This is a genomic window from Candidatus Nitrosopumilus sp. bin_68KS (assembly GCF_054095825.1).
The window spans coordinates 15,428-40,118 of the sequence record NZ_JBSWSP010000029.1 but is presented as its reverse complement, the minus strand read 5'-3'; the positions used below and the strand labels follow the sequence as shown (position 1 = coordinate 40,118).

The 24,691-nt window shown below is 32.2% G+C and carries 32 protein-coding genes and 1 tRNA gene; 15 read left to right on the top strand and 18 right to left on the bottom strand.

The window, feature by feature from the left end; all coding sequences use genetic code 11:
• On the bottom strand, positions 1 to 1,298 hold a 1,298-nt coding region (locus ACW9W3_RS10335), incomplete at its 3' end, for a PAS domain S-box protein (protein ID WP_457766055.1).
• Between the two features lie 263 nt (positions 1,299 to 1,561).
• Between ACW9W3_RS10335 and aroC the strand changes: the two genes are divergently transcribed.
• Genes aroC through ACW9W3_RS10315 form a run of 4 tightly spaced genes read left to right on the top strand, consistent with a single transcriptional unit; the run spans position 1,562 to position 5,292 of the window.
• Positions 1,562 to 2,659 carry a chorismate synthase gene (gene aroC / locus ACW9W3_RS10330; RefSeq protein WP_457766059.1) on the top strand — a complete coding sequence of 366 codons (1,098 nt, stop codon included), beginning with the start codon at positions 1,562 to 1,564 and terminating at the stop codon, positions 2,657 to 2,659.
• 4 nt (positions 2,660 to 2,663) lie between these two features.
• Entirely contained in the window at positions 2,664 to 4,034 is a 1,371-nt protein-coding gene (locus tag ACW9W3_RS10325) for an aminotransferase class I/II-fold pyridoxal phosphate-dependent enzyme (RefSeq protein ID WP_457766054.1), read from the top strand.
• Complete coding sequence (locus tag ACW9W3_RS10320; protein WP_457766053.1) at positions 4,031 to 4,882, top strand: prephenate dehydrogenase/arogenate dehydrogenase family protein; 852 nt, start codon at positions 4,031 to 4,033, stop codon at positions 4,880 to 4,882. The genes ACW9W3_RS10325 and ACW9W3_RS10320 overlap by 4 nt, the downstream gene beginning before the upstream one ends.
• Before the next feature lie 5 nt (positions 4,883 to 4,887).
• Positions 4,888 to 5,292 (top strand): NUDIX domain-containing protein, encoded by a 405-nt coding sequence (locus tag ACW9W3_RS10315; RefSeq protein WP_457766052.1) that lies wholly within the window; start codon positions 4,888 to 4,890, stop codon positions 5,290 to 5,292.
• Here ACW9W3_RS10315 and thiC read toward each other — a convergent pair.
• The 3 genes from thiC to ACW9W3_RS10300 all read right to left on the bottom strand — a co-directional run bounded on the left by thiC (position 5,275) and on the right by ACW9W3_RS10300 (position 7,253).
• Complete coding sequence (thiC, locus tag ACW9W3_RS10310) at positions 5,275 to 6,603, bottom strand: phosphomethylpyrimidine synthase ThiC (RefSeq protein WP_457766051.1); 1,329 nt, start codon at positions 6,601 to 6,603, stop codon at positions 5,275 to 5,277. The two genes, ACW9W3_RS10315 and thiC, sit on opposite strands and share 18 nt — an antisense overlap.
• 240 nt (positions 6,604 to 6,843) lie before the next feature.
• The gene (locus ACW9W3_RS10305; RefSeq protein ID WP_457766050.1) at positions 6,844 to 7,071 is read right to left on the bottom strand and encodes a hypothetical protein; all 228 of its coding nucleotides are present in this window, start codon (positions 7,069 to 7,071) and stop codon (positions 6,844 to 6,846) included.
• Positions 7,068 to 7,253, bottom strand: a complete 186-nt coding sequence (locus ACW9W3_RS10300) for a hypothetical protein (RefSeq protein ID WP_457766049.1) — start codon at positions 7,251 to 7,253, stop codon at positions 7,068 to 7,070. Before ACW9W3_RS10300 ends, ACW9W3_RS10305 begins: the two co-directional genes overlap by 4 nt.
• Positions 7,254 to 7,355: 102 nt before the next feature.
• On the opposite strand from ACW9W3_RS10300, the gene thiD reads away from it, so the two are divergent.
• Genes thiD through ACW9W3_RS10285 form a run of 3 tightly spaced genes read left to right on the top strand, consistent with a single transcriptional unit; the run spans position 7,356 to position 9,849 of the window.
• A complete protein-coding gene (thiD, locus tag ACW9W3_RS10295) occupies positions 7,356 to 8,648 on the top strand; it encodes a bifunctional hydroxymethylpyrimidine kinase/phosphomethylpyrimidine kinase (protein WP_457766048.1) in 1,293 nt (430 codons plus the stop codon).
• Between the two features lie 53 nt (positions 8,649 to 8,701).
• Positions 8,702 to 9,403, top strand: coding sequence for a nucleotidyltransferase family protein (locus ACW9W3_RS10290; protein WP_457766047.1), 702 nt, complete (start codon positions 8,702 to 8,704; stop codon positions 9,401 to 9,403).
• Between the two features lie 8 nt (positions 9,404 to 9,411).
• Positions 9,412 to 9,849: a GNAT family N-acetyltransferase gene (locus ACW9W3_RS10285; RefSeq protein WP_457766046.1), complete on the top strand. Its 438-nt coding sequence runs from the start codon at positions 9,412 to 9,414 to the stop codon at positions 9,847 to 9,849.
• Here ACW9W3_RS10285 and ACW9W3_RS10280 read toward each other — a convergent pair.
• A complete protein-coding gene (locus ACW9W3_RS10280; protein WP_457766045.1) occupies positions 9,846 to 10,283 on the bottom strand; it encodes a hypothetical protein in 438 nt (145 codons plus the stop codon). The genes ACW9W3_RS10285 and ACW9W3_RS10280 overlap by 4 nt on opposite strands.
• A gap of 42 nt (positions 10,284 to 10,325) precedes the next feature.
• Entirely contained in the window at positions 10,326 to 11,342 is a 1,017-nt protein-coding gene (locus tag ACW9W3_RS10275; RefSeq protein WP_457766058.1) for a galactose-1-phosphate uridylyltransferase, read from the bottom strand.
• A gap of 228 nt (positions 11,343 to 11,570) precedes the next feature.
• Between ACW9W3_RS10275 and ACW9W3_RS10270 the strand changes: the two genes are divergently transcribed.
• On the top strand, positions 11,571 to 12,857 hold the full coding sequence (locus tag ACW9W3_RS10270) for an alkaline phosphatase family protein (RefSeq protein ID WP_457766057.1): 1,287 nt from the start codon (positions 11,571 to 11,573) through the stop codon (positions 12,855 to 12,857).
• On the opposite strand, the gene ACW9W3_RS10265 is transcribed toward ACW9W3_RS10270, so the two are convergent.
• Complete coding sequence (locus tag ACW9W3_RS10265) at positions 12,841 to 13,404, bottom strand: DUF309 domain-containing protein (protein WP_457766044.1); 564 nt, start codon at positions 13,402 to 13,404, stop codon at positions 12,841 to 12,843. The genes ACW9W3_RS10270 and ACW9W3_RS10265 overlap by 17 nt on opposite strands.
• An 83-nt stretch (positions 13,405 to 13,487) precedes the next feature.
• On the opposite strand from ACW9W3_RS10265, the gene ACW9W3_RS10260 reads away from it, so the two are divergent.
• Entirely contained in the window at positions 13,488 to 13,895 is a 408-nt protein-coding gene (locus ACW9W3_RS10260; protein ID WP_457766043.1) for a hypothetical protein, read from the top strand.
• Complete coding sequence (locus tag ACW9W3_RS10255) at positions 13,895 to 14,080, top strand: 30S ribosomal protein S27ae (RefSeq protein WP_048116998.1); 186 nt, start codon at positions 13,895 to 13,897, stop codon at positions 14,078 to 14,080. The genes ACW9W3_RS10260 and ACW9W3_RS10255 overlap by 1 nt, the downstream gene beginning before the upstream one ends.
• Before the next feature lie 30 nt (positions 14,081 to 14,110).
• Here the strand turns inward: ACW9W3_RS10255 and ACW9W3_RS10250 are convergent, their stop codons facing one another.
• Both ACW9W3_RS10250 and ACW9W3_RS10245 read right to left on the bottom strand, forming a co-directional pair.
• Entirely contained in the window at positions 14,111 to 14,818 is a 708-nt protein-coding gene (locus ACW9W3_RS10250) for a hypothetical protein (RefSeq protein WP_457766042.1), read from the bottom strand.
• A gap of 352 nt (positions 14,819 to 15,170) precedes the next feature.
• The gene (locus ACW9W3_RS10245) at positions 15,171 to 15,326 is read right to left on the bottom strand and encodes a hypothetical protein (RefSeq protein WP_457766041.1); all 156 of its coding nucleotides are present in this window, start codon (positions 15,324 to 15,326) and stop codon (positions 15,171 to 15,173) included.
• Positions 15,327 to 15,401: 75 nt separating this feature from the next.
• Here ACW9W3_RS10245 and ACW9W3_RS10240 point away from each other — a divergent pair, with 75 nt between their 5' ends.
• Positions 15,402 to 15,707, top strand: coding sequence for a winged helix-turn-helix domain-containing protein (locus ACW9W3_RS10240; RefSeq protein ID WP_457766040.1), 306 nt, complete (start codon positions 15,402 to 15,404; stop codon positions 15,705 to 15,707).
• Positions 15,694 to 16,299, top strand: a complete 606-nt coding sequence (locus ACW9W3_RS10235; protein ID WP_457766039.1) for an MEDS domain-containing protein — start codon at positions 15,694 to 15,696, stop codon at positions 16,297 to 16,299. The genes ACW9W3_RS10240 and ACW9W3_RS10235 overlap by 14 nt, the downstream gene beginning before the upstream one ends.
• Before the next feature lie 10 nt (positions 16,300 to 16,309).
• Here the strand turns inward: ACW9W3_RS10235 and ACW9W3_RS10230 are convergent, their stop codons facing one another.
• The 5 genes from ACW9W3_RS10230 to ACW9W3_RS10210 form a co-directional block, all read right to left on the bottom strand.
• On the bottom strand, positions 16,310 to 17,446 hold the full coding sequence (locus ACW9W3_RS10230; protein ID WP_457766038.1) for a tRNA pseudouridine(54/55) synthase Pus10: 1,137 nt from the start codon (positions 17,444 to 17,446) through the stop codon (positions 16,310 to 16,312).
• A gap of 22 nt (positions 17,447 to 17,468) precedes the next feature.
• Complete coding sequence (locus ACW9W3_RS10225; RefSeq protein ID WP_457766037.1) at positions 17,469 to 18,797, bottom strand: signal recognition particle receptor subunit alpha; 1,329 nt, start codon at positions 18,795 to 18,797, stop codon at positions 17,469 to 17,471.
• A gap of 2 nt (positions 18,798 to 18,799) precedes the next feature.
• A complete protein-coding gene (locus ACW9W3_RS10220; protein ID WP_457766036.1) occupies positions 18,800 to 19,480 on the bottom strand; it encodes a diphthine--ammonia ligase in 681 nt (226 codons plus the stop codon).
• Between the two features lie 116 nt (positions 19,481 to 19,596).
• On the bottom strand, positions 19,597 to 20,007 hold the full coding sequence (locus tag ACW9W3_RS10215) for a translation initiation factor IF-5A (protein WP_048117019.1): 411 nt from the start codon (positions 20,005 to 20,007) through the stop codon (positions 19,597 to 19,599).
• A 33-nt stretch (positions 20,008 to 20,040) separates the two neighbouring features.
• On the bottom strand, positions 20,041 to 20,652 hold the full coding sequence (locus ACW9W3_RS10210; protein ID WP_457766035.1) for a hypothetical protein: 612 nt from the start codon (positions 20,650 to 20,652) through the stop codon (positions 20,041 to 20,043).
• Between the two features lie 108 nt (positions 20,653 to 20,760).
• On the opposite strand from ACW9W3_RS10210, the gene ACW9W3_RS10205 reads away from it, so the two are divergent.
• Positions 20,761 to 20,887, top strand: a tRNA-Tyr gene (locus tag ACW9W3_RS10205).
• 95 nt (positions 20,888 to 20,982) lie between these two features.
• Here the strand turns inward: ACW9W3_RS10205 and ACW9W3_RS10200 are convergent.
• Both ACW9W3_RS10200 and ACW9W3_RS10195 read right to left on the bottom strand, forming a co-directional pair.
• A complete protein-coding gene (locus ACW9W3_RS10200; protein WP_048117026.1) occupies positions 20,983 to 21,174 on the bottom strand; it encodes a cold-shock protein in 192 nt (63 codons plus the stop codon).
• Positions 21,175 to 21,234: 60 nt separating this feature from the next.
• Positions 21,235 to 21,546, bottom strand: coding sequence for a translation initiation factor eIF-1A (locus tag ACW9W3_RS10195; protein WP_457766034.1), 312 nt, complete (start codon positions 21,544 to 21,546; stop codon positions 21,235 to 21,237).
• Positions 21,547 to 21,645: 99 nt separating this feature from the next.
• Here ACW9W3_RS10195 and ACW9W3_RS10190 point away from each other — a divergent pair, with 99 nt between their 5' ends.
• Both ACW9W3_RS10190 and ACW9W3_RS10185 read left to right on the top strand, forming a co-directional pair.
• Entirely contained in the window at positions 21,646 to 22,209 is a 564-nt protein-coding gene (locus tag ACW9W3_RS10190; RefSeq protein WP_457766033.1) for a YkgJ family cysteine cluster protein, read from the top strand.
• A 73-nt stretch (positions 22,210 to 22,282) separates the two neighbouring features.
• Positions 22,283 to 22,783: an Lrp/AsnC family transcriptional regulator gene (locus ACW9W3_RS10185; protein ID WP_457766032.1), complete on the top strand. Its 501-nt coding sequence runs from the start codon at positions 22,283 to 22,285 to the stop codon at positions 22,781 to 22,783.
• Here ACW9W3_RS10185 and ACW9W3_RS10180 read toward each other — a convergent pair.
• Together ACW9W3_RS10180 and ACW9W3_RS10175 are read right to left on the bottom strand one after the other, a co-directional pair.
• On the bottom strand, positions 22,775 to 23,524 hold the full coding sequence (locus ACW9W3_RS10180; RefSeq protein WP_457766031.1) for a response regulator: 750 nt from the start codon (positions 23,522 to 23,524) through the stop codon (positions 22,775 to 22,777). The two genes, ACW9W3_RS10185 and ACW9W3_RS10180, sit on opposite strands and share 9 nt — an antisense overlap.
• A gap of 51 nt (positions 23,525 to 23,575) precedes the next feature.
• Positions 23,576 to 24,652: an alcohol dehydrogenase gene (locus ACW9W3_RS10175; RefSeq protein WP_457766030.1), complete on the bottom strand. Its 1,077-nt coding sequence runs from the start codon at positions 24,650 to 24,652 to the stop codon at positions 23,576 to 23,578.
• Positions 24,653 to 24,691 lie beyond the last annotated feature (39 nt).

Genomic DNA, 24,691 nt, shown 5'->3' with positions numbered 1-24,691 from the left:
ATTTTTGTATCTTTTGACATTAGTTTTAAATTTTCAAGAGACACTTGAATAATTGAAAGTGGATTTCGTATATCATGAGCCAATCTTGCAGATAGTTCACCTATAGTTACAAGTTTTTCTTGTTTTAGTAATTTTTCTTGAAGGTTTATTCGTGGTGTAATGTCTGTTCGGATTTCAACGAAATGATGTATCGTGTTTCCATCATAAATAACAGGAGTAATCACGGTTTTACCCCAATGAAGAGTGCCATCTTTTGATTTATTTTTTATTTCACCACTCCATGTGTTACCGGATTTGAGAGCATTCCACATATCTTCATAAAATGAAAAAGGATGGAATCCAGATTGTACAATTTTATGAGTCTTACCGATTAATTCATCTCGAGAATATTGTGAGATTTTACAGTATTGCTCATTGGCATATGTAATTACCCCATTAGGATCTGTTATTGTAACACTTGCAGAATTATCTAAAGCCTTTCTAAAATTTTCAAGTTCTTGTACAGATGATTTTACAGTATTTCCCATTTTAACAATATCATTTCTAAGACTGTCAAACTCATTTTTAGAATGAGTAGTAACAAGGTCGTATTGTTTATTAGAAATTTGAGAAGTTAATTGTTTCAACGAATTAACTTGTTTCGAAATATCAAATGAAATAATTAAAACAATAATCATAGATACTAATCCTAAAAGAATATTTAAAATTAAATTGGAATTAATCATTTGGGAAGAAATTGAATTTGCGTAATTTTGTTCTAGTTCTTTACCAGCAGTTTCCATGACATAATTTTTTTCCAATACATTTTGAAAGTTTTCATTAATCAAATCTAAATCTTGAACTAATTGTAAAACATCTTCATTTTTTTCTAAGTCTTTAGCACTAATAACAGCATCAGATGTTAATACAAACTCATCAAAGATATTTTTATAGTGATTGACATAATTATTCATCATATTTTTCATGGAGTCATCAGCTAAATCATAACCCAATGAATTTTTGGCAGGTACTAACTTCTCATAATCATGAACATTATTTAGAAAAACAGTTTGTGCATCTAAATAATCATCCTTTGTTTGTTCATTAGGAAAAATAACATAATAATGTACATGTCGATAGACATCATTAAAAGAATTTTCAATATCTCCCAGGATCATTAATGCAGGGATACTCATAAAATTATGATATTCAGATACAGTATTAATCTCAGAAGAGAGATAATTATTATAAGACTGACCTGCAACAAAAATTGCAATTATTAGTACTAGTCCAAGAGCTAATTTTGTACGAATCTTCAATTTACAGTTATCTGAAATGGATTAACTATCATTGTTAAACATTTTTCAAGTGATTAAAAAAATTAACAGATATCAAATTAATGAAAATTTATACACTTTTTTAAAAATATAAAATTCAATCACATATAGATTCAAGTATCATTCTAGCAGATAAATAAAATGTGAAAACATCTGAAAAGTATAATTTTTTATGCCTAATTTCCCACCTAAAATCATCAAATAGTTTTGGATTACCGTTATAAGCATCATTTAACTTTAGTAGAATATTGCCGGGAAGTTCAATTGGTCAGCGTCTAATTTTAACAAGTTTTGGCGAAAGCCATGGAAATGCTATTGGTGCAGTATTAGATGGCTGTCCTGCAGGTCTTGAAATTGAAGAAAGCGAAATCCAAAAAATGTTAGACTTGAGAAAACCAGGTCAAAATATGATATCAACACAAAGAAAGGAAGGGGACGTAGTAGAAATTGTTTCAGGGGTTTTTAGGGGATTCACAACAGGTTCTCCAATTACAATGTTAATTTGGAATAGTGATCAAAAATCAAAAGATTATGAAAATTTAAAGACAAAGCTAAGACCTGGACATTCAGATTATCCTGCCATGGTAAAATATAATCACTTCAATGATCACAGAGGGGGAGGTAGATTTTCTGGAAGACTTACTGCTACACATGTTATGGGCGGAGCAATTGCAAGAAAATTACTTAAAGTTACATTAGGAATTGAAACGAATTCATTTACATCGCAGATTGGAAAAATAAAGATGGAGAAAAATTTCAATGAGAAAATGATTTCATCAATTTATAAAAATGAAGTAAGATGTCCAGAAAATAAAACTGCAAAAATCATGAGAGAGAACATTCTAAATGCACGCAAAAAAGGAGATTCGCTTGGTGGAATTATTGAATCTGTTACCACAAATGTTCCTGTTGGATTAGGAGAGCCAATCTTTAGTTCATTAGAATCAGATTTGAGTAAAGCAATATTTTCAATTCCATCTGTCAAAGGAATTGAATTTGGTTCAGGGTTTAGAGGTTCAGAGTTGTTTGGTTCTGAAAATAATGACTTGTATACTACAAAGAGAGGAAAGATAATTACAAAGACAAATAATTCAGGAGGGATTCTTGGTGGAATTTCAAACGGAATGCCAATTACTATGAGAATTGCATTCAAGCCAGCATCATCAATTGCACAAAAACAGAGTACTGTTGACATCAAGACAAAAAAAGAAACAATCCTCCAAGTTAAAGGAAGACACGATCCATGTGTGGTTCCACGAGCCCCACCAGTAGTAGATTCACTTGTTGCATTAACCATTGCAGATCATGCACTCCTTGCCGGTACAATCAAGCCTGTTTTGTAAGAAAATGTCAGATATCAATGATCTTCGAAATAGGATGGATGAAGTAACACTTGAAATGATAAAATTATTAAAAACTAGAACAGATATTGCCAAAGAAATTGGTGAAGTTAAAAAAAATATTGGTAAAGGTGTGACAGATGAAGTCAGAGAAGATAATTTACGTAGTAAAGTAATTTCACTGAGTTATGAAATTGGATTGGATGAATCAATTGCAACAAAATTTTTTAATTTCCTATTAAATGAATCAGTGAAAGTTCAATCAATCAATAAACAAACACATCTATCAATATTCTTAAAAGCAAAATCAATGGAGCAACAAGGGAAAAAAATTATTCATATGGAAGTTGGAGAACCAGACTTTTTGCCACCAGTGATTGTTAAAAAAGCATTGGAAGAAGTTTTTGATAAAGGCTTTTTAAAATATGGTCAAGTAAGAGGCATGCCAATTTTCAGAGAAGCACTTGCAAAATATGCTTCTAGAAAATTTAGTGCGAAGGTAACTGAAGATAACATCATTGTTAGCCCTGGCGCCAGATTTTCAATCTTTACTGCAATTACAACACTTCTTAATCCAGGCGATGAAATGATAGTGATAGAACCTGCATGGCCGGCATACAAAGATTGTGCACTCAATGCTGGAATCAAAGTAAGGACTATCAGTACCACTTTAGAGGAAAAATGGGCGCCATCATTAGAACAGATCAAAAATACAATAAATTCAAACACAAAAATGATTGTGTTAAATTATCCAAATAATCCAACAGGCAAAATTCTTTCTGAAAAACTTCAAGATGCAATTGTAGAATTAGCAAAACAAAATGATCTGTACGTACTCAGTGATGAAATCTATTCTCAATATGCAAAATCTAGCTGGAAAAGTATACTATCATACAATTATAAGAAAAGTATCGTTACTCAATCATTTTCAAAATCTCATGCCATGACAGGATTTAGAATCGGGTATGCAATTTCAAATACTGAAATTATTGAAAAAATGTCAAAATTAGAGGCATTATGCCTGACAAATGTCTCAGAACCCATCCAATACATTGCCATGAAAGCCCTAGAGGCAGACACATCCAACAATACTAATACGGTTCAAGATAGACTAGATATGTTGACTGAAAAAGCATCTAAGATGGGACTAGATTTTGTAGCCCCAGATGGTGCAATGTATATTTTTGCCAGAATTAATCAAGATGGATTTGACGGGATTCAATTCGCTAATTCTAGTCTTGAGAAAGGACTTGCCATAGCACCTGGGGAAGGATTTGGAAATTACAAGAATTTCATCAGAATTTCTGCATGTCAAGACGAGAAAACACTAATTGAGGGAATGAATATACTAAGTAACATTATGAGTGAAAGAAGATGAAGAAGATTACAGTTGTTGGTGCTGGAGGTCAAATGGGACAATGGTTTGTCAAGTATTTTGCAGAAAAGGATTTTGAAGTAACAGGATATGATTCAGAAAATAAAATTGCAGGTAAAAATATAATTTCATCGGAGTCTTTAGTAGGTTCAATTCTAAAGGCAGATTATGTAGTATTATGCACTCCAACAAGAAGAACGCCGGAAATTATCAGACTCATTGCAAAAGAGATGAAGAGAGGAACATATCTCATAGAAATATCATCGGAAAAATCTAAAGTAGTTTCATCATTATCAAAAATGCCAGATAAGATTAATCCAATATGCATTCATCCAATGTTCGGTCCTGGAACAAAAGTTATCAAAGGACAAAACATTATTTCAGTTCCAATTAAAGATGCCAAAAAAGAACTTACAGTGGCAAAATCATTGTTCGAAGGGGCAAATTTCGTAACAATTGATGCGGCAGAGCACGATAAAAAAATTGCAGTCATTTTAGGATTAACCCATTTAATGAATTTAGTGTTTGCAAACATTATTTCAAAAGATGAAAAAATGAATCTTACAGAAAAAATGTCTGGCACTACATTTAGAGTTCAAAAGACATTAGCTGAAAGCATAATGACAGAATCACCAGAACTAATTGAAACAATTATTGCTAATCCAGAAATTAGAAGAGTTGCAGAAGAACTTTGGAAAGATATTGGCAGGCTGCTTACTGCAGTCCAAGAATCAAAGACTGAAGAGGTAATTACATACATCAAAGAGTGTCAAGAGAGACTGGCCAAACATACTGATGTCGCCGAATCATATAAAAGAATGACAAAAATGGTAAAAGCAGTTGAAAAATAGCAGACATGCGTTCAACAAAAATTGTCACGTCGTTCATTAGAAGTAATGACAAATTATTAATTTTAAAAAGAAGTGATAAAGTAAAATCCATGAAAGGTCTTTGGGCAGGAATTAGCGGAATCATTGAAAATAATGAAGACCCATTGAAAAGAGCAAAGATTGAAATTTTTGAAGAAGTTGGGATTACAGAAGACAAGATCACACTTGTGAAATCCACAGATGGAATGAGAGTTAATTCACCACAATATGAAAATCACGAATGGGAAATATACCCATTTTTGTTTGAGGCAGAAAATCCAACTGTCAAATTAAACTGGGAGAATTCACAATATGAGTGGATTAACATCGAAGAGTTAGAAAAGTATGAAACAGTTCCTAGTCTTCAAAAAGTTTTATTCAATTTGTTGTAAGTTATCATTTTCTTTTTCATATTTTTTTTGTTGTGGCAACATCATGTAAACACATGCACCTCCACACATAGTACATGGAACATTGTTTCCAGGATGCTGTCCTGTTCTACTATGAATCTTAGCTGCTTCCTCAGGATCTATGGATAGAGCAATCTGCTTTTCCCAATCCAAAGTACGTCTTGCTTCAGTCATTTCCATATCCCATTTGATAACTTTATCACGAATTTTAACAAGATCACCTGCATGAGCTGCAATTCTATATGCAATTAACCCAGCTTTTACTTCCTCAGCATTTGGTAAAGCTAAATGTTCAGAAGGAGTAAGATAACATAAAAGATCCACACCTTCACTTGCTGAAACTGCGGCGCCTATTGCACTGGCAATATGATCATGGCCAGATGCAACATCAGTAACTAATGGACCAAGAACATAGTACGGTACATCACCAATTAGAGATTTTGCCAATCGTACATTTGCTGCAACTTCATTTAATGGAACATGTCCAGGTCCTTCCACCATTACTTGGATATCTTGTTCATGAGCTCGTTTAGTTAATTGAGAAATATTGATCATCTCTTGAACTTGTAATTCATCATGAGAGTCCAAGATTGAGCCAGGTCTAAGTGCATCTCCAAGGCTAAATGTCACATCATATTTTTTTGCAATTTCAATTAAATAGTCATAATGAGTCAAATAGGGATTTTCTTTATCATGCTTTAACATCCATGCAGCAGTAATGGTCCCACCCTTACTTACAACACCACCATATCTCTGAACCTTTAGTATTCTTTTTGCAATTTCTTTTGTAATTCCACAGTGAATTGTTGTGTAATCAACTCCATCTTTGGCATTATTTTCGAATGCATTTAGATAATCATCTTCTGTTAAATTCAAAGGATTTTTGTGAACTTCGACACCATAATTATAAGCCTCATAAATTGGAACAGTTCCAAAAGTAATTGGTGCAGATTCCATTAGAGTTTGTCGTATCATTTTAACATCACCGCCATCACTAAGATCCATCATAGTGTCTGCATGATATTTTACTGCAACTTTTGCTTTTTCAATTTCTTCATCTAGATTCACATTCAGGGTTGAAGTACCAATGTTAACATTTACTTTAGTTTTAAGACCCTTACCAATTCCAACATTGTGAATTTTTTGTGGTCGTACATTATTACTTGGAATGATTATTGAACCACGAGCAATTTTTGGGATAAGCCAATCCAATGATACATCTTCATCTTTTGCAACTTGTTTCATTTCATCAGTTGCTACACCTCGTCTAGCAAAAGTCATCTGTGTCGCCATAGCACAATCTATGTTGTTGCCTGATTTAAACAATAGTGAAAAATGGAAAAAAATCTGATCGCATTAGAATTGATTGGCACTATATTAAGAAAATAGATCGATCTTAAATGTAAGAATGACGTTACAGATCAGTATGAGAGCAATCAAAGAATGTATGCATTGTGGAAGGGAGTTTTATAGTTTAAAAGATGATTTTTGTTCTTTTGATTGTGTAACCCAATCATCGTCATAATTTTGAAATTAATCAAGATCCAATTCTTCTTGTAAAGATAATTTTTCAGATTTTATTCTAAAGATCCTATCCATTATAGGCGTGATAATATGCTTAGAATCATCAGAATTTGTAAAATTTTCCTTTATCTCCTTAACGCGTTGAGATAATTCAATTTCAGCAGAAATTAAAGAAATGTATTTTCGTAATTTTTGATTTTCAGATTTTAAAGATTCAATTTTAGAGAGATCAGTCATCTTGGAGGACTCCAGCTTTCTTCAACATCTTTGTTGTTTTTAGATACAAGTAACTGTTTGCCACATTTGAAGCACTGCCAAAGAAATTTTTCATCTTTTTTTGATTGGTATTGCATAGGAAGTAAGCACGTTGGACATCGTAATTCTTTAGGAATGCCATCTACCAGCGGAATTTTTGTCATTAGTTTTTAGAAAGTCAATCGAGTATAAAATCAATATTACAAAGAGAAGTATTTGTAAAATGCAAAGTAAAAACAAATTAGTGCTAAAAAAAATAGAAAAATATGAATTTACTTTCAATTGGAGGTTCGGATCCTTCATCGGGGGCAGGAATTCAAAGCGATATCAAAACTTTTTCATCATTTAATGTTCATGGACTTACTATAGTTACTGCCATCACCAGTCAAAACACATCATATTTTGGCATTGCAGAGCCAGTATCGCAAAAAATTTTGAAACACCAAATTGATTCTGTGATGTCAGATTTTAAAATTGATGGAATAAAAATTGGAATGGTGTATAATTCGCAAATAATTAAAATTCTATATACCAAATTAAAAAAATTAAAAATTCCAATTGTAATAGATCCAGTAATTAAATCAACTACAGGGGGAATGTTAATAAAAAAATCAGCAATTTGGGATTTTCAAAAATACATTATTCCTCTAGCGACAGTTATTACACCAAATAAGTATGAAGCAGAAATACTATCAAAGACCAAAATAACTTCAAAAAAATCAATGCAAGTTGTTGCAAAAAAAATTCAAATAATGGGAGCTAAAAATATTGTAATTACAGGTGTAGATACAAAAGATAAAAAAATATTAGATTTTGTTCTGGAAAAAGATAAAGAATATTTTATTTCAGGTGAAAAAATTAACAGTATCAATCATGGTAGTGGTTGTAATTATTCAGCAGCCATAATTTTTGCCCTTGCAAAAAATAAGACAGTAGAAGAATCATTGAGATTCGCCCAGCAATTTACTCAAAAATCAATTAAAAATGCAAAAAAAATAGGAAAAGGAATAGCAATTACAGAAATTCAAGATTCAACCTACAGAGATTTATCAGAAGCCATAGAAAAATTCATTCAAATCAAAAATATTTACAAAAATATTCCTGAATGTCAAATAAATTATGTATATTCTAAACAAAAACCAAAATCAATTAAAGACATTCTAGGTATTTCTGGAAGAATAGTAAAATCAGGAAATACAGCTACCTTGGCAGGAGAATTAACTTATGGAGGATCAAAACATGTTGCAACTGCATTATTAATAATGAGTAAAAAATATCCAAAAATTCATTCTGCCATAAACATAAAATATCAAGATATTACAATTTCAAAAATTAAAAAATCAAAACTAATTGTTTCGAGTTATGATAGAAGAGAAGAGCCCAAAAATGTGAAAATTAAGGGGTCTACCATCGAGTGGGGAATAAAAAAAGCTGTCAAAAATACAACAAAAATACCAGATGTGATTTACCATAAAGGAGATTTTGGAAAAGAGCCCATGATAATAGTATTTGGTGAAACACCAGACAATGTTTTAAAAAAAATTATAAAAATTATTTGAGTTGGGTAAGAACTCATCCTTGAACATAAATACTCAAATCTCAAATGAAATTTGTGAAAGCAGTAATTCTTGCCGGGGGTTTGGGCACAAGACTACAGCCATACACCACATTTCTTCCAAAACCGATGTTACCATTGGGGGAAAAACCAATCTTAGAGCATCTAATTGAATGGACAAGAAAAAATGGAGTAAAATCAATTGTACTTTGTGTTAGTTATCTAAGAAAAACAATTGAAGATTATTTTGAAGATGGAAAAAGATTAGGAGTGAATATAGAGTATGCAATTTCTGATAAACCACTTGCAACTGCAGGACAGTTAAAAACTGCTGAAAAATTCATTGACGATACTTTTGTTTGCATATATGGCGATTCAATTTTTAATTTCAGTTTAAGAAATATGATAAAGCAACATAATCAGAAAAAAGCATTTGTCACCATGAGTCTTAATGAATACAAAACTAATTTACCATATGGAGTAATTGAAACTTCAAAGAATGGGAAGGTCACAAGTTGGAATGAAAAACCAGAAATAAAAGCGAATGTAAACATGGGCTGTTATGTAATGGAACCTGAAATTTTAAAAATTATTCCAAAAAACAAAACTTATGGAATGGATGATGTAATTAAAAAAGCAATGAGTAGGAAAAAAATGGTAAATAGTTTTCTTACAAAGAACGGTTTTACCGATATTGGAAATAAAGCATCCTACAAAAAAGCATATCAAGAGCATATTCAAAAACTAGGCAAGATCTGAAACTAAAAATGAGTAAACCAAATATAAGAGAATTAAGAAAGGAAGATATTCAAAATGGATTTTTAACATCGCTTGACTCATTGAGAAGAGCAAGTGGGATAGATACTGACAAAGCAATTAAGATTTTTGAGAAAATAAATTCCAACCCAGATTACATAATTGCAGTTGCAGAATTGGGGGGGGAGATAGTAGGTTCTACCACACTGCTAATAGAGCAAAAATTCATCCATAATGGAGGATTAGTAGGACATATAGAAGATGTTGTAGTGAACAAAGATTTTCAAGGACAAAAAATAGGTGAGAAAATTATGAAATATCTACTAGAAATTGCAAAAAGTAGAGGCTGCTATAAAACAATTCTAGACTGCACAGATGATGTAAAACCATTTTATGAGAAATTAGGCTTCAAACACGTAGGAAATGAATTAAGATTAGATAATGATTAGAAAAACTCTTTCTTAGGACGCTTCTTTTTTTGTTTGGACAAATAAGATCCAACAGCAATTACAATAGGAGACAGAACCATAAATAAAACAGGAGTAAAGGAAACTATGTCAGTAACATATACAGGATTAATCTCATCTAACATAATATAACAAATCAACATTCCCACAAACAAAATTATTCCACCTGTAATAATTAATCCCCCTATGAGTTTTGAACCATATTGTTTTGTCATGAAGAAAGGAACTGCAGCTAAAATTCCAGCAGGAGCAGCACCAATTGAAATAAACTGAAATATTTTAGAATTAAACCAAGAATCATCAAACATAGCATTTTCAGGAGGATTGATAACATAAGAATAAATTGAAATCATTTCACCGGCAAACATTGCAAACAATGCAACACTAGTTATTGCAAGCCACTTCTCTATTGCCATAACACTAACAGATTCTAGTTGATAAATAAACCATTCAAATAATTATACAATACCAACCAAGTTAGCCAATTCTTTCCTACAAGATGCCCCAAGTTTTTCAGCAGCTTGTTCTGGAGAAATATCATTTAAGAAAATACCATATCCACGTTCTAATCCAGACCAAGATTTGGTAATAGGATAAACTTCAATGTGCCAATGAATTTGTCTACTGTTTTTCTTTTCAGGCGATAAATGGAAAACAAGATTATACGATACATTTTTGACAGTTTTTGACAAGCCACCCAAAGTTGCTCTTAAAATTAAAGACAAATCATTAATTTCTTTTTGTGTAATTTTAGAAAAGCTAGTAGTATGTTTTTTTGGAGAAATCCAAAACTCATATGGATATGAAGGAGACCAAGGACAAAATGCGATAAAGCCTTCAGTTTGAAGAACTTGTCTGGGACCACCAATTTCTTCATTGACTGTCTGACACATTGGACAAACTCCTTTTTCATTAAGAATTTTGTGCGATGCTTCCGCTTCACTCTCAATCACGGGAGGAATGGTAGAGAATGTAAGAAGGTTAAGGTGAGGGTGAGGATTAGCACTTCCTGCTAAATCACCATGATCACCAAAAATTGAAACGTATGTAACACCTTTTTGAGTATATAGCCATCTCAATCTATCTTGAACAACAACTAGAACGTTTGACCATTGTTCAGGATCAATTGTTGCAAAGGTGTCTTTTTCTTTTGGAGATGCAACTACGATGTAATGATATCCGTATGCAGGTTCACTATAAAACGGCCTATCACTGTAAGAATTTTCTGTATCAATTGAAACAATAGGATTTTTACTTTCAAATACTCTAATTGCCCAACCCTCAACATATTCATCTTCATTATCTTGAAGACGTTGTAGCATACCATCTTTTGCAACAAGTGATAACACAGAAGGATTTGTCATAGATTCATTTCCAGGAGCAAACGGGGATTTTTTTGGATCAATAATTTTATCTTCTTTTTTTGTTACAATCATGAAACGCTCAGAAACATAATCTTTGCGCATATCCCCCATAATTGTAACTGAAAGAAAATGTCTGTTAAAACGTTTACTAAGAGATATTATTTCCAAATTAAAAACGTATTTTGAAATTAATTTTAATAAAAATCAGAAAATCATATTTGAAGGATTTATGAACAATTTAAAAATCAAATTAAAAATTTATTGATTCTAAATTTTTGATCGCGTATTTTGTTGCAAGATTTAAAGGAGAGCAGTCAAGTTGCTAAAACAGAGAATATTATGGATAATTCAGATATTCATATGATTTATGTTCTATTAGATGGAGTTGGAGATCTTCCTCATCCAGACTTGCAAGGAAAAACACCATTAGAAGCAGCAAATACCCCAACTTTGGATAAAATTGCAAGTAATGGGTGCATTGGAGAAGTCATTTCTGTTGGAAAAGGAATTGCTCCAGAATCAGACATTGCGGTTTTCAATATGTTAGGATACAAATTCAATCATGCAGAATATGTAGGAAGAGGAGTGATTGAAGCAATAGGGATCGGTATTGACTTTAAGGATGGCGATTTAGCATTAAGAGGAAATTATTCCACACTAAATGATGACGAAGTAATTATTGACAGAAGAGCAGGAAGAAATATCGAAAAAAAAGATGCCGACGGAGTTGCCAAAGAGATTGAAGAAAAAATCAAACTATCAAGTCCAGACACATCTGTAGTAGTAGCACCAACAATTGGTCACAGAGTTACAGTTAGAATAAGAGTAAACAATAGAAAACTTTCTTCTAAAATTACCAACACAGATCCTGCATATAGTAACATTGGAGGTATGGGAGTAGCAAAAGCAGTTGGGGATTTCCTAAAAATTGAAAAATGTTTGCCTTTAGAAGATGATGAGAGTTCAAAATTTACAGCAAATATAGTTAATGAGTTTTCAGAGCAATCAATCAAAATCATGAAAGAGAGTCAAATTAATAAGAAAAGAAAAGAGCAAGCAAAGAAACAGCTTAGTTGCATATTACTTAGAGATGCTGGAAACAGATATCCAGATGTTATTCCAATTAATGAAAAATATTCTATGCAATTTTCATGTATTGTAGATATGCCAGTAGAGCTTGGAATTTCAGACGTTCTAAAAATGAAAGCATATGAAGCCGGAGGACTAACAGATTATGAAGAAAAAGCTAGAGTCGCAGCAAAAGCAATGGAAACTCAAAATTCAATTTATGTTCACCTCAAAGGACCAGATGAATTCGGTCATGATGGAGACGCAATTGGAAAAATGAAAAATATTGAAGAAATTGATCAAAGATTTTTCAAAACACTTGTTGAAAACATTGATTCAAGTAAAGTTGCAATTATAGTATCTGCTGATCATTCGACACCATGTATAAACAAAGGTCACAGTGATGATCCTGTACCAGTTTTAGTTTCAGCAGATTTTATTAAAAATGACGGAACTACTAGAATGACTGAAGAGCAAGCAAAGAGAGGAAGTATTGGTCTTCTTCAAGGTGCAGAAGTGGTTCCAAAAGCACTGGAATTAATTAAATCTCAAACCTAGTTAATTTTTTTGCTTGTTGCATTTCAAGGGATTTCTTTCTAATTCTATCAACATCAATAGAATGATACATTGAAGGTGAGGAACCTAATTTTTCCAATGCCCTGCTTAACATTCCAATGCCAATGTTTTCTTCATTTTCTTGTTGATGTGCAAATGCAACTGCAACTAAAATAATTCCTTGGACTAGCTCCTTTTCTCTTCCAAAGCATTGATTCCAAACACCCTCAAATGCTTCATGACATTCCCAAAATCTTTCATTATTGAAGAAAAAGATCCCATCCTCAATTCCCTTTTCTTTTTCGATGTGCTCCTCAAAAACATGTCTCACATTATCAAGATCCCCAATTGGAGACAATTTATCAACAAGCACATCCAGATCTTCTTTTTCAGCAGCAACATCAAATTCAATAAATTTTGTGGCAACCCTAGCCAATCTTACTGAGACATTTTTCATGTCTGAGGCAAGATCCCTTGCTTTAGATGCAAGTTCTCTGCAATTCTGAGGCAAATAATGCTCATTTTTAAAATGAAGGAGATAACGTTCCACAATATGATTCAGAGGGAATTTCTTAAATTTCTTCTGGAATTTCAATCAAGGTTTATATGAAATATCCAAAGGATTTTTGATACATGTCCATCATCGAGACAATCACAGACGTTGATAATACTTTCTTATCAAGAAGAGAGCTTACATGTAATTTTGCAGGATTAGGTGGAAAGTTAAAAAGTTTAGAGGCAGCAGATATGATTACGAAAGAATTCAAGCTGGATGGCAAAGTCGTAATTCCAATGAGACTCAAAACTCATGTAGGACAATCACATGTCACAGGTACTTTTTATGTATATGAAGATGAAGGTCTAGCCAAAAAACATGTCAATCCAACAATTTTCTCCAGAATTGAAAAAATAAAAACAAAATTGGCAGAGGCCCAAGCAGCAGAAGCTCCTGCAGAAGAAGCATCTGAAGAAACACCTGTAGAGGTAAAAGCAGATGATGCGGCACCTGAAGAACCAAAGACAGAGGAGAAATCAGAATAATGCCTGTAGAACAAAAAGGCAAGAAAGGATCTAGCCCAAATGTTTACAAATATTTCAAAGTAGATGGAGATAAAGTTACAAGAATTAAAAAAATTTGTTCTAGATGTGGAAAAGGTGTTTTTATGTCTGAACATAAAGACAGACATACTTGTGGAAAATGTGGGCTAACAGAATTTAATCAATAACAAAAAAACTATTTTAAAGTAATTTCTAATTTAGTATAACCGCTTTTGCCGAATTTTAGAACTTTTTTCTTCTAACAATTCAATTTTTGAAACAAATTCTGGTACAAGTTGTATTTTAGATATAGATTCAGCAGATAATTTCACATTATTTGAATCCAAAGAAATATTTGATTTTGGAAGATTTTTGTCAGCCCAAAATTTCATCACTTTATCCTCAAGTTTATAATCACGAAATCCAGACGGAAATTTTTTTGTAATATGATTTAACAAAGTACGATCTTTGAAAACAACTTTTGGCTCAAACAATCGGGTTTCATCAGTATAGATATTTTCAAATAAATTTCCAGATATTTCATCAGATAACAGCTCCATCTTTGAGATTTTTCGCATTAATTCTAGAAAATGTAAAAATTCATGTGCCAGAATTGCATGAATTGTACCTTTAAGCCCATAAGCAATTAGAGGTGCAGAAATCTGAATAACAACCTGGAACTTTTCATCAAACATTACAGGTATTGTTCTTGCAAAGAGTATTCCAAATTCATAAGAATTGGGATTGGGAGAAGATAATACAAGAGAAGGCTCCACATACGCAACAGGGTATTTTATGCCAGATGCTTTTTCAATCCTATTTATTCCAGCAACAACAATTGAAAAACGTTCTACAACGAGATCATAGACATCATCAGGGATAATTCCTTTAGAATGTGCATCTTTGAAACGTACTAGCGGGTCCAATATCACTCCTTGACAATTTTGAATGTAAAAGGGTTATAGTTTGTTTAGGATCTTGGCTTTCCAGATTTTGCTTTCTTTTTTTTACGGGTTTCAGCCCTTTGATCAGCATGTCTTTGATGTTTACCTCTTTTTCTTATCGGCATGATATTTTAGAATATTCAGAGGTAGTTAATTGTTATCATTTTACTAATATCAGAAATCTAGAGAAGATATTCTTTGAATACAAAATATGAAAATATTACATTTAAGGAATTTTTTCAATCATTTCAAGTGCACACTTCGTGGAACAGTAAGAACTTGCCCGGTTTTCAAATTCCTTTTTACAATTCATACATTTAGAAATCAAGACAAATCACTTCATACATTTTCTTAGTTCTTCAGATATCACATAGGAAAAGCTTGTAGACCCATTAGTTTGTTGAATAAGTTTAGCTTGTTTTATTCTAAGTTTTTTAATCAAATCTTCATCTAAAACTATAGTTACTCGTTTTTTAGATAAATTACCCATGTATGAAATTAGGTTTTTAAGGACATAAAGCGCACTCCCTAAGGAGAGTTTATCTTATAATAAAAGATGAAAATCATGAATAGAAAGGAAAAACGAAGTAAATTGGAGATATATTATAACATATTAACAGAGTTAAAAAAAGAATCAAACCTAGAACAAATTAAACCCACAAGAATTCAACAAAAATGTAATATGTCCTATGATAAATTTTCTAAAAATATTTCAGAATTACAAAAACGAAAACTTGTTGCAAATGACAAATCACTTAGAATTACAGATAAAGGAATTCAATTAATAAATGACTATAGTAAAATCAATGATTTTTTGGAAAAAATGAAACTAGACTATATTGAGAATGAGGAATTAAATGAAACAAAATAACGAAAACTATCCGCTGGTTAATTACGTAAAAAAACTCTCAGACCAAAACCATTTGTTAGTATTATACGACAATATAGAATATGCTCAGATTGTACAAAATCAATTTGTCATTGAAGGTCTCAAAAAAGATGAGCCCTGTGTAATTTTTACTCATACAAACCCCAAAATTATTGAGAAAATTATGCGTGAAGGGGGAATTGATGTAGACCATTACAAGAAGAAGGATCTACTACTTGTATATCCATTAGAAAGAATCATTACAGATCCTGAAGGAATTATTCCAACGTTTGACAAAGTGTATAAAGAAATATCAAGAGATTCAAAACAGCCATGTAGATTTATTGGCCGTTTAATTTCAGATATTTGCACCAGAGAAGGAATCAAAACAGAATTAGAAAAAATGTTTCATGAAAATTTTGATTCATACAATTGTTCATTCATGTGTACCTATGGTATTGAAGATATTGAAATAAAAAATAGAAGTTCTTGGATTAAAGAATTATCCAGTCATCATCACAAATTGGTATACGCTACAGAGCCTGAATCAGCAGTAGGGTTTGATTCAGATTTACTAAGTACTTTTGATGAATAGTACGTCATTATTACACTTCAATATCGCTAAAATCAAATTGATTACATTTGCAAGTAGTGTCAAGAATTTGAGAAATTCCAGGAGTCACATCATCACCATCTATAAATCGCCGAACAGGTAAACCGCCCTCAGTTTTCAAATACATAGTAAATGTATTTTTAGAATTTTTTTTATATTTTACAAAGAATATTTTTTTCTCTGATCGTTTTCCAGATTTATCATAAACTACCACTGGTTGTTTTTCAAGAATTTTTAATTTTTTTAAACTTTTAGAATCAATATTTGAGGATGTAGAGATTTTTAGTTGTATTGAAGAATTGAATTTAAGTGGATTTTTTGGCGATTCATTAACTAATTTAAGATTAGAAATTTTCATAGTATCACTCTTAAAAGTGGTTAATTTTAGATTTCGTTTTAAAGGGTTTTGTAGTTTTACAAAAAATGGTCTTCCATTACCCAAAACTAAACTTGATTTATCCTCACCTCCAATCCAAGTGAATTTTGCAGTAGTGCCTCCAATTTTTTCAAAAAGAAATTTTGAGATTTGACCTTCAATACTTTCAAATTCAGAAATTCCATGAAAATTACACATTCTGCATCCTTTTCCAGAACAATTGTCACATGATTTTTGTTTTTGTGGAATGCCACGTATGGTTTTGACATATCTTCCGGAGAGAGTAATTGATTTTGAATGTAATTTGATGGTTTCATCTTTTAGATTTACTGTGAATGTAACGTTAGGATTTTGAGTGTCAATATTTTTTTTTGTTTTTTTAGAAAAAGACTTTGCGAGTTCTCTGGTAATGTCAGTCTTTATACTGTCAATTCCCTTTAATTTGTACTGTGAGCGAATTAAATCATCCCTATCCACAATGGATGGCTTTATCATGGCTCCAACACTAAATGTATTATAAGAATAGTTTGAGGATGAATCAAGCATTAATTTTAAAAAATAATTTAAATTTTCAAATAGATTTTTACATATATGACATTTTTTTGTAGTGTTTTGATTTAGTTTTTTGCCTAGAAATTTGTTAGATGATAGACGTAGTTTTTTGGAAAATAATCTACCTAAACAATTATCACATAAAGGGTATTTTTTTAGGATTTGATTTGCAAAAGGAATTATTTTTTGATAGTCAGACATACTAGAAAATTTATTTGAAATGTTATCCTAAGCCCATTTTTCTAAGAGTGCCCTGCATTTGGCGTCCTTTGGATGCCTTCATCATACTTTTAGAATTTTTATAATTTTTTAACAATTCTTTTACTTCCCCCTCGGGCCAACCAGATCCACGAGCAATTCTTTTGATTCGTGAGGAGTTTAGTAATCCTTCAGGATCTGCTTTTTCTGATTTGGTCATACTTTGAATAATGAATCGCCATTTTGTAACTCGTCCTTCCATCTGGTCCACTTGATCTCCTTTTACCATTCCAGAAAGTCCAGGCATGCTATCAAGAATTCCTTGTAATGAACCCATTTTGCTGACTTCTTCCAACTGAGAAAGAAAGTCTTCCATGTTCATTTTGCCACTGGAAATTCTTTTCATTCGAACGTCATCCCCTTCATTTTCTAATCGTTTTGCCAAATCCAAAACAGCTTGAATATCACCCATTCCCAGTAATCGTCCAACAAACCGTGTTGGAGAGAATTTTTCTAAATCATCAATTCTCTCACCAGTGCCAATGTACATGATTTGTGCACCAGTTGCAGCTGATGCAGCAAGTGCACCGCCTCCTTTAGCTGAGCTGTCTAATTTTGTAATGATTACACCACCAACAGGAATAGTTTTGTGAAAGGCCTCTGCCTGGTTAAAGCATTGCTGACCAATGGTTCCATCAATTACAAGTAGAGCCAAATCAGGATCTGCAACTTTGTTAATTCTATCCATTTCATCAAGTAAATCTTGTTCTTCTTTATGACGACCGGCTGTATCAATCAGAATTACATCTAAGGGTTCGCCTTCATAATGTTTTAATCCATTTTTTACTATACTTGGGGAATCTTTGTTGTTTTCTTCACCATAAACTTCAACCCCAGATTTTTCACACATTGTTCTGAGTTGGACCAATGCGCCAGGTCGGTATGTATCAGCCCCAACTACACCAACTTTGTATCCTTGTCGGGTCAAAAATTTGGCAAGTTTGGCTGCAACTGTGGTTTTACCACTACCTTGAATTCCAAGTAAAATGATTTTATTTTGTTTGCCAGATTTAAACTCAAATTCAGATTCATTTCCAAGTAATTTTGATAATTCATCATAGAGAATCTTGACAATGTGATCTTTGCGGGAAAGACCAGGAGGAGGTGTTTCATTTAATGCCCTTTCTTCCAGTTGTTTTGTGATTTCTAAAACTAGTCTCACATTAACATCTGATTGCAATAATGCCCTTTGAACATCTTTAGAAAGTTCTTTAATTAATTCCTCATCAATTCCAGAAGATTTTACAATTTTTTTGATTGCGTCACCTAAACTATTCTTTAGTCCATCAAGCATTATTAATTCAACTCCGCATCCACTATTTCAAACCTTCCTCTATAACCATCCCATTCTTTTTGGGATTCTTTAATAATGATCGGATTTGAAAACAAAGGGCAGTTAATCACAAATGTTTCTGCTTCGCCCCCTTCAAAATTTAAGTTGAATCCAAATTTTGTAGATAATTGTTTTAAGATAACAATATCAGATTTTGAAATTAATTTACCAAGCCAAGTATCATCTAAACCACCAGAAGAAACAGAAGTAATTATAAAATTATAATTTGAATCAATCAATTCATTCATGTATGTTTCAGGTTCTAAATCCCACAATGGAGATATTAAAAATAAATTAAATTTTGAACAAAGAGTTTCAAATTTTTCTTTTTGGAAATTACTTTTAATTCCACCATGAACTAAACCTTGAATTTGATATTGGTTAATTGCATTTTGCAGTAATTTTTCTAACAAAAGTAATTCATCATCAGTATCATCAGAATCAGAATGTATTGCTAACTGTGGAATTTTCATAGATTCGGATTGTAGCTTTGTCCATTGAAGATTAGGATGGTGTAGTAAATGACTTTCATCTGATTTTGTAAAAACACTCAAGAGACATGTTATTTCATGTCCCTGTTTTTGAGCAAGATGAATTGCATATGTACTATCTTTGCCACCGGAAAAAAGAGAAGCTAATTTCATAATCAAAAAAATATTTCATTCAACAAATTTATGAGATTTGTTGAAAAAGGATGCCTCATTACTCATAATCCTCATCAACATTCAGACGGCTTTTCCGCTCATCATCAGCATCCGATTTAGGATTTGATGCGCATGATTTTAGTTTTATCCATTACAACCCAATATTCCACATTTTGTCCATTTTCCAATTTGCCTTTAACTTCATCATCAATTAATCCAACATCAATAGTCTCAAATGATTCAGAGTCCATAACTTGAACTGTATCACCGTTAATTGAGATAATTTGGCCAACTTTTTTGTTAATCATCGGAACATGAATTTGCATACTGACTGGACCTACTAGAGGTCTTTTTTGACCATCAAAAATTCCTTCGCCTACAATTCGAGCTTTTGCAGCACCGTGTTTTCCAGGCTTTGATGTATCATATTCAACAATTCTACATGGTTCTCCACTTGGTTGATCAGTGTGTGGTAATAGAATGTAAGATCCAATTTTCAAAGAACCAAGATCTGATGGTTTACTCATGAAAAACAGTTTTTGGTCGAATATTTAACTTTTCTACTTTAATTGATCAAGAATAGATAGACTCATCAAATTAGTCATTGTCATTCCTTTTCGGTTAACATCTCGTCTAGTTTGCTCACAATATTTCTTTACACTTTGATGACTCTTTTCACTTGCAACTTCAATGACTATAACATGTTCAGAATAAGGAAAGGTGAATTTTGAAGGAGTTAAACAAAATGTATTCATTTTTCCAAATCCTGCCTTCTCAATTTTTTCTCTTTTTAGTAAAAGATTTGCAATTTCTTGGAAATCTTCTCCATCTTCACCATATTCCAAATAATATACAGTCACAAAATTTGTTTCACCATTAACTTCCCTTCGGAATAAATCATCATGTATGTTGAATACAAAAGAAGTTTTATCTTGATTATGTTTTATTAGATCCTTTGATATTTTTGCACTATCTTTGAATTTTGCTAAAAGATAATGATTGGTAGAATCAGAGAAATACGGTTTACTTTCCGTGGAAAATGTACCAGTTACAAAAAATAATTTTTCAATATTTTTTGAGTTTATCCAAGATTCTTTAAGTTCTACAGATTCATGAGTATGCAAATATGGAGCACACACATAACCAGAATAAGACATCTGGAGTTGTGACATAGGTAAAGAAGAATTTTTTACCGTATTTATGCTTATAATGCATATAACGATCAAAGAAAAGATCACCTACGATAGTTTTTTAATACCAGAGATCCTCGTTTTTCTTGTCCCAAGCTAGCTCAGCCTGGTAGAGCTTCCGGCTGTAGTTGTTGGCTTTAGATGGCTGACCGAATAACAGCATATCAGGCATACAGAAACCGGGTTGTCGAAGGTTCAATTCCTTCGCTTGGGACCACAATTTTTCTAAGTTAAAAATTAAATTAAAAATAATAAAAAGATAGACTGGTTTAAGAAAACAAAGATGAAATCTTAAATTAAAAAATTTACTGCCTATGCTGATTTTTTGACTTTTTGTGCTGCAGGTCCTTTTTGACCTTCGCCTACTTCAAACTCGACTTTATCGCCTTCGTTGATGAATCCGTCAACATCTGATTTGTGAACAAACAGATCGTCTCCACCTTCTCTTTCGATAAAACCAAAGCCCTTAGTACGGTTAAACCACTTTACGGTGCCTTGTTCCATTTGATACTCAAGTAATGTATTCGCTATATTAACTAAGCAGGATAAAACAATGTAACAAAACTAGAAATCTTTTGGAATGTGGTTATTATCTTTTAACCACTCAACTTGAGGAAGTGTGAATCTCCAAATAATATCACCACGGTCAGCCTCCTTAAAATCCCAAGGTGCAATAATTACAATATCATTATCTCGAATCCAAACTCGTCTCTTTAATTTTCCCCTGATTCTTCCTCTTCGAGTCAGATTGTCAGCACATTTCACCATGACATTTTCACCACCCATCATTTTCAATACACGTCCAAATTGTTCACCTTCTTCAGGAAGACGAATTTCTTTTAGTGCACTTTCATTTTTTACTTGGCGCTTTCCCATGACCTATTTTAACAATTTGAGCATATAACTGGTAGGGTTTTTGATTGGAAAGAGTCGACCTTACGCAAGAGATTTTATCCAATACAATTAAAAAAATATGTGGAATTCAAATGTATCAAGGAATGCTCACAGTGTTGTATAGAGAGGGAGTATTATCCAAGTAAGGAATTTGGAAAAATCGGCGTCCTAATTCTACCTGAAGAAAAAGAAAAGATTGAAAATATTTCAAAATTAAACAAAACACAAGTTAAAATTCTTCCAAGAATTGGAATTTCAACAGGAAAAAATTCAAGCCCAACAAAAATTTTAGCTTATCAAATGATGGGAATTGAAAAAAATGGCAATACATGTCCTTTTCTAGATACCTCTAGCGGCAACAAATCACCACATGGTGGATTTCCCTGTAAAATTTATGAGGATAGGCCTTTAGCATGTAAAGCATATCCGCTGATAGAATCAAAGCCAATTACACTTGATGGAAAATGTAAATTTTGTAAAGAACATGGAAATGCAGATAAAAATCTAGATTCAGAAATGGAGGCACTTTTAAAAATTAAAGAAAATATGAATACACATTCACCAGTTATTTGGAGATTTGCTACAGGGGTAGGAGAAGATGAAGACCAAGATATTTTAAAATCAGGTTGGATTTTAGAAGAGTAAGCGAATACTAAAAATATGTTGTGTAAAATAGATTCAAGCAAAAATTCAAAAGGCATTAGAACTTTTAGTCAGTATGAGTGAAGATGCATGGTCAAATCTGGATAAAGTTGATCAAAAAATTATAGAGATTCTCAATGAAAATGCAAGAACCCCTTCAAAAGAAATTGCATCAGAATTAAAAAAATCAGGTCACGATGTATCAGATAGGACAATCAGAAAGAGAATAGAAAGACTAGAAAAAAGTGGAATCATAAAAGGATACAGAGCAGTTCTAACAGACGTATCTGGAATAAATCAATATCAAGTAGTATTGATGAAATTAAAACCTTCAAAATCTCTAGAAACAGTACAAGATTCTATCAAAGATTTCATTACAAAATTAGATAACTATCTTCTTGTAGCAAACATGCATGGAGAATGGAATATGTTAGTGATTATTCAATTAAATTCTGAAAAATCAAATACAACACAGAAAATAGTAGAGAAATTTTCTGAAGAATTAATAGATTACAGAATCAATGAAGTAGATATCAAAGATGTGAACATTCTCAACATGTCATTACTGTTATTGTAACAAACTATATTCAGATTCTGCAATATCAATAGATTTTTTTAATTCATCAAGTGTAAATGGTTTTTGGATAAATGCAGACACGCCAGAACTGATTGTTTTGTTAACACGTGAAGTATTTTTTTCATCCGCAGTAATTACAATAATTTGTACATGTAAATTATCTTTTAGTAACTTTGATGAAACAACATCACCTTGAAGATCTGGCAATCCCATATCAAGTAGAATTATCGGAAATTTATTTTCTGAAAAGATTTTTTTGCATCCCTTGATTGCATCTTTTCCATTTTCAAAAATATGAATTTCAGAATAACCTAATTTTTCAACATAACTTTGTAATTTCATTACGATGGATTTGCTATCATCAATAATTACAATAGGTCTTGTAACTTGAATTTTTTGAGGAATGATCATTTTTGCTTTTTGATAAACGTCTTTTGCTTTATCAAATTCACCTAATAGCAAATAACATTTTGAAGCACATAGTAATGCACCTTTTACATTTTCAGAATTTTCCAATTTAGAATATTTTACAAATAAACTACCTGCTTCTTTTATTTCATTTTCAAAAGCTTTGCCTTGTCTTTTTTTACATTCAGATGCCAACATGTACAATAAAGCTGATTTCAGATGTTCTGATTTTTTAAGAGATTCAGCTTGATCAAGAAATAGATTATAGGCAGTAATGAATTGTTTGTTCTTTAGATGAGTTAGTGCTATTTCACAATTAATTTTGATTGTCAATATCAGTATCCATTTTTTTTATTTTATAAGATTTTGTAGTAATTTCTAAAACTATGGATTAATTACAGCACGACCCACTATTTTTCTTGCCTTTAGATCCTCTAATGCAGAATTTGCCTCATCAAGAGCATATCTTTTTGAAATCATAGGATTAATGATTCCTTTTCTTGCAAGATCAAGTAGTTCCACCATGTCAGTATAATTTCCAGTATATGCACCCTGAATAATAATAGATTTTAGAGGAATTGTTACTAGAGATATTTCAAGTGATCCTCCAAACAACCCCACTAAAACAATATTTCCTCTTTTACGAACAGCACCCAATGCAGTTCTTACAGTTTGAGGGGCATTTACAAAATCAATAACGCTGTCAGCGCCCTTACCATTACATATAGAAATTATTTTATCAACTGAGCTTCCAGTTCCGCTAGACAAAGAACCGGATACACTTGTATTTACAACAAAGTCTGCACCCATCTTTTTTGCAGTATCAAATTTTTTGTCATCATTATCAATGCAAATAATTTTGGCTTTAGTGATTGCCTTGGCAATTTGAATTGCCATCAGACCTAAACCACCTGCACCAATGATTAGTAAGAATTCAGGTGAATTTGCATTTGCTTTTTTCACAGCATTGTATGCAGTAAGTCCAGAGCAAGCAAGTGAAGTTGCAGAATCAGGATTAACACCATCAAGTTTAGCTAAATATTTGTAATTTGGGATTAATGCATAATCAGAATAACCTCCATCTTGAAAAACACCCATAGACTTTGGAGTGTCACATAGATTTTCATCACCTACCTTGCATGCAGGGCATTCCCCACATCCAATCCATGGAAAAACTAGAACGTCATCACCTTTGGATATGCCTGATACTTTATCTCCAATATCTTCAACAGTACCAACAATTTCATGGCCCGGAGTTACAGGATATTTTACTCCTCTATCGGTGACTTTCATAAAATTGCCATCTCCTAGATCATATCCGCCCTCCCACAAGTGTAAATCACTATGACAAACACCCACAGATTTTACTTTGAGTAGAACTTGACCTCCTTGAGGTTTTGGAGTCTCAAATTCAGATACTATAAGAGGTTCATTTGGGCCTATAATTCGAGCAGATTTCACAAAGGGATTTTTTTTCTGAACAATATAAGAGTTGACTGG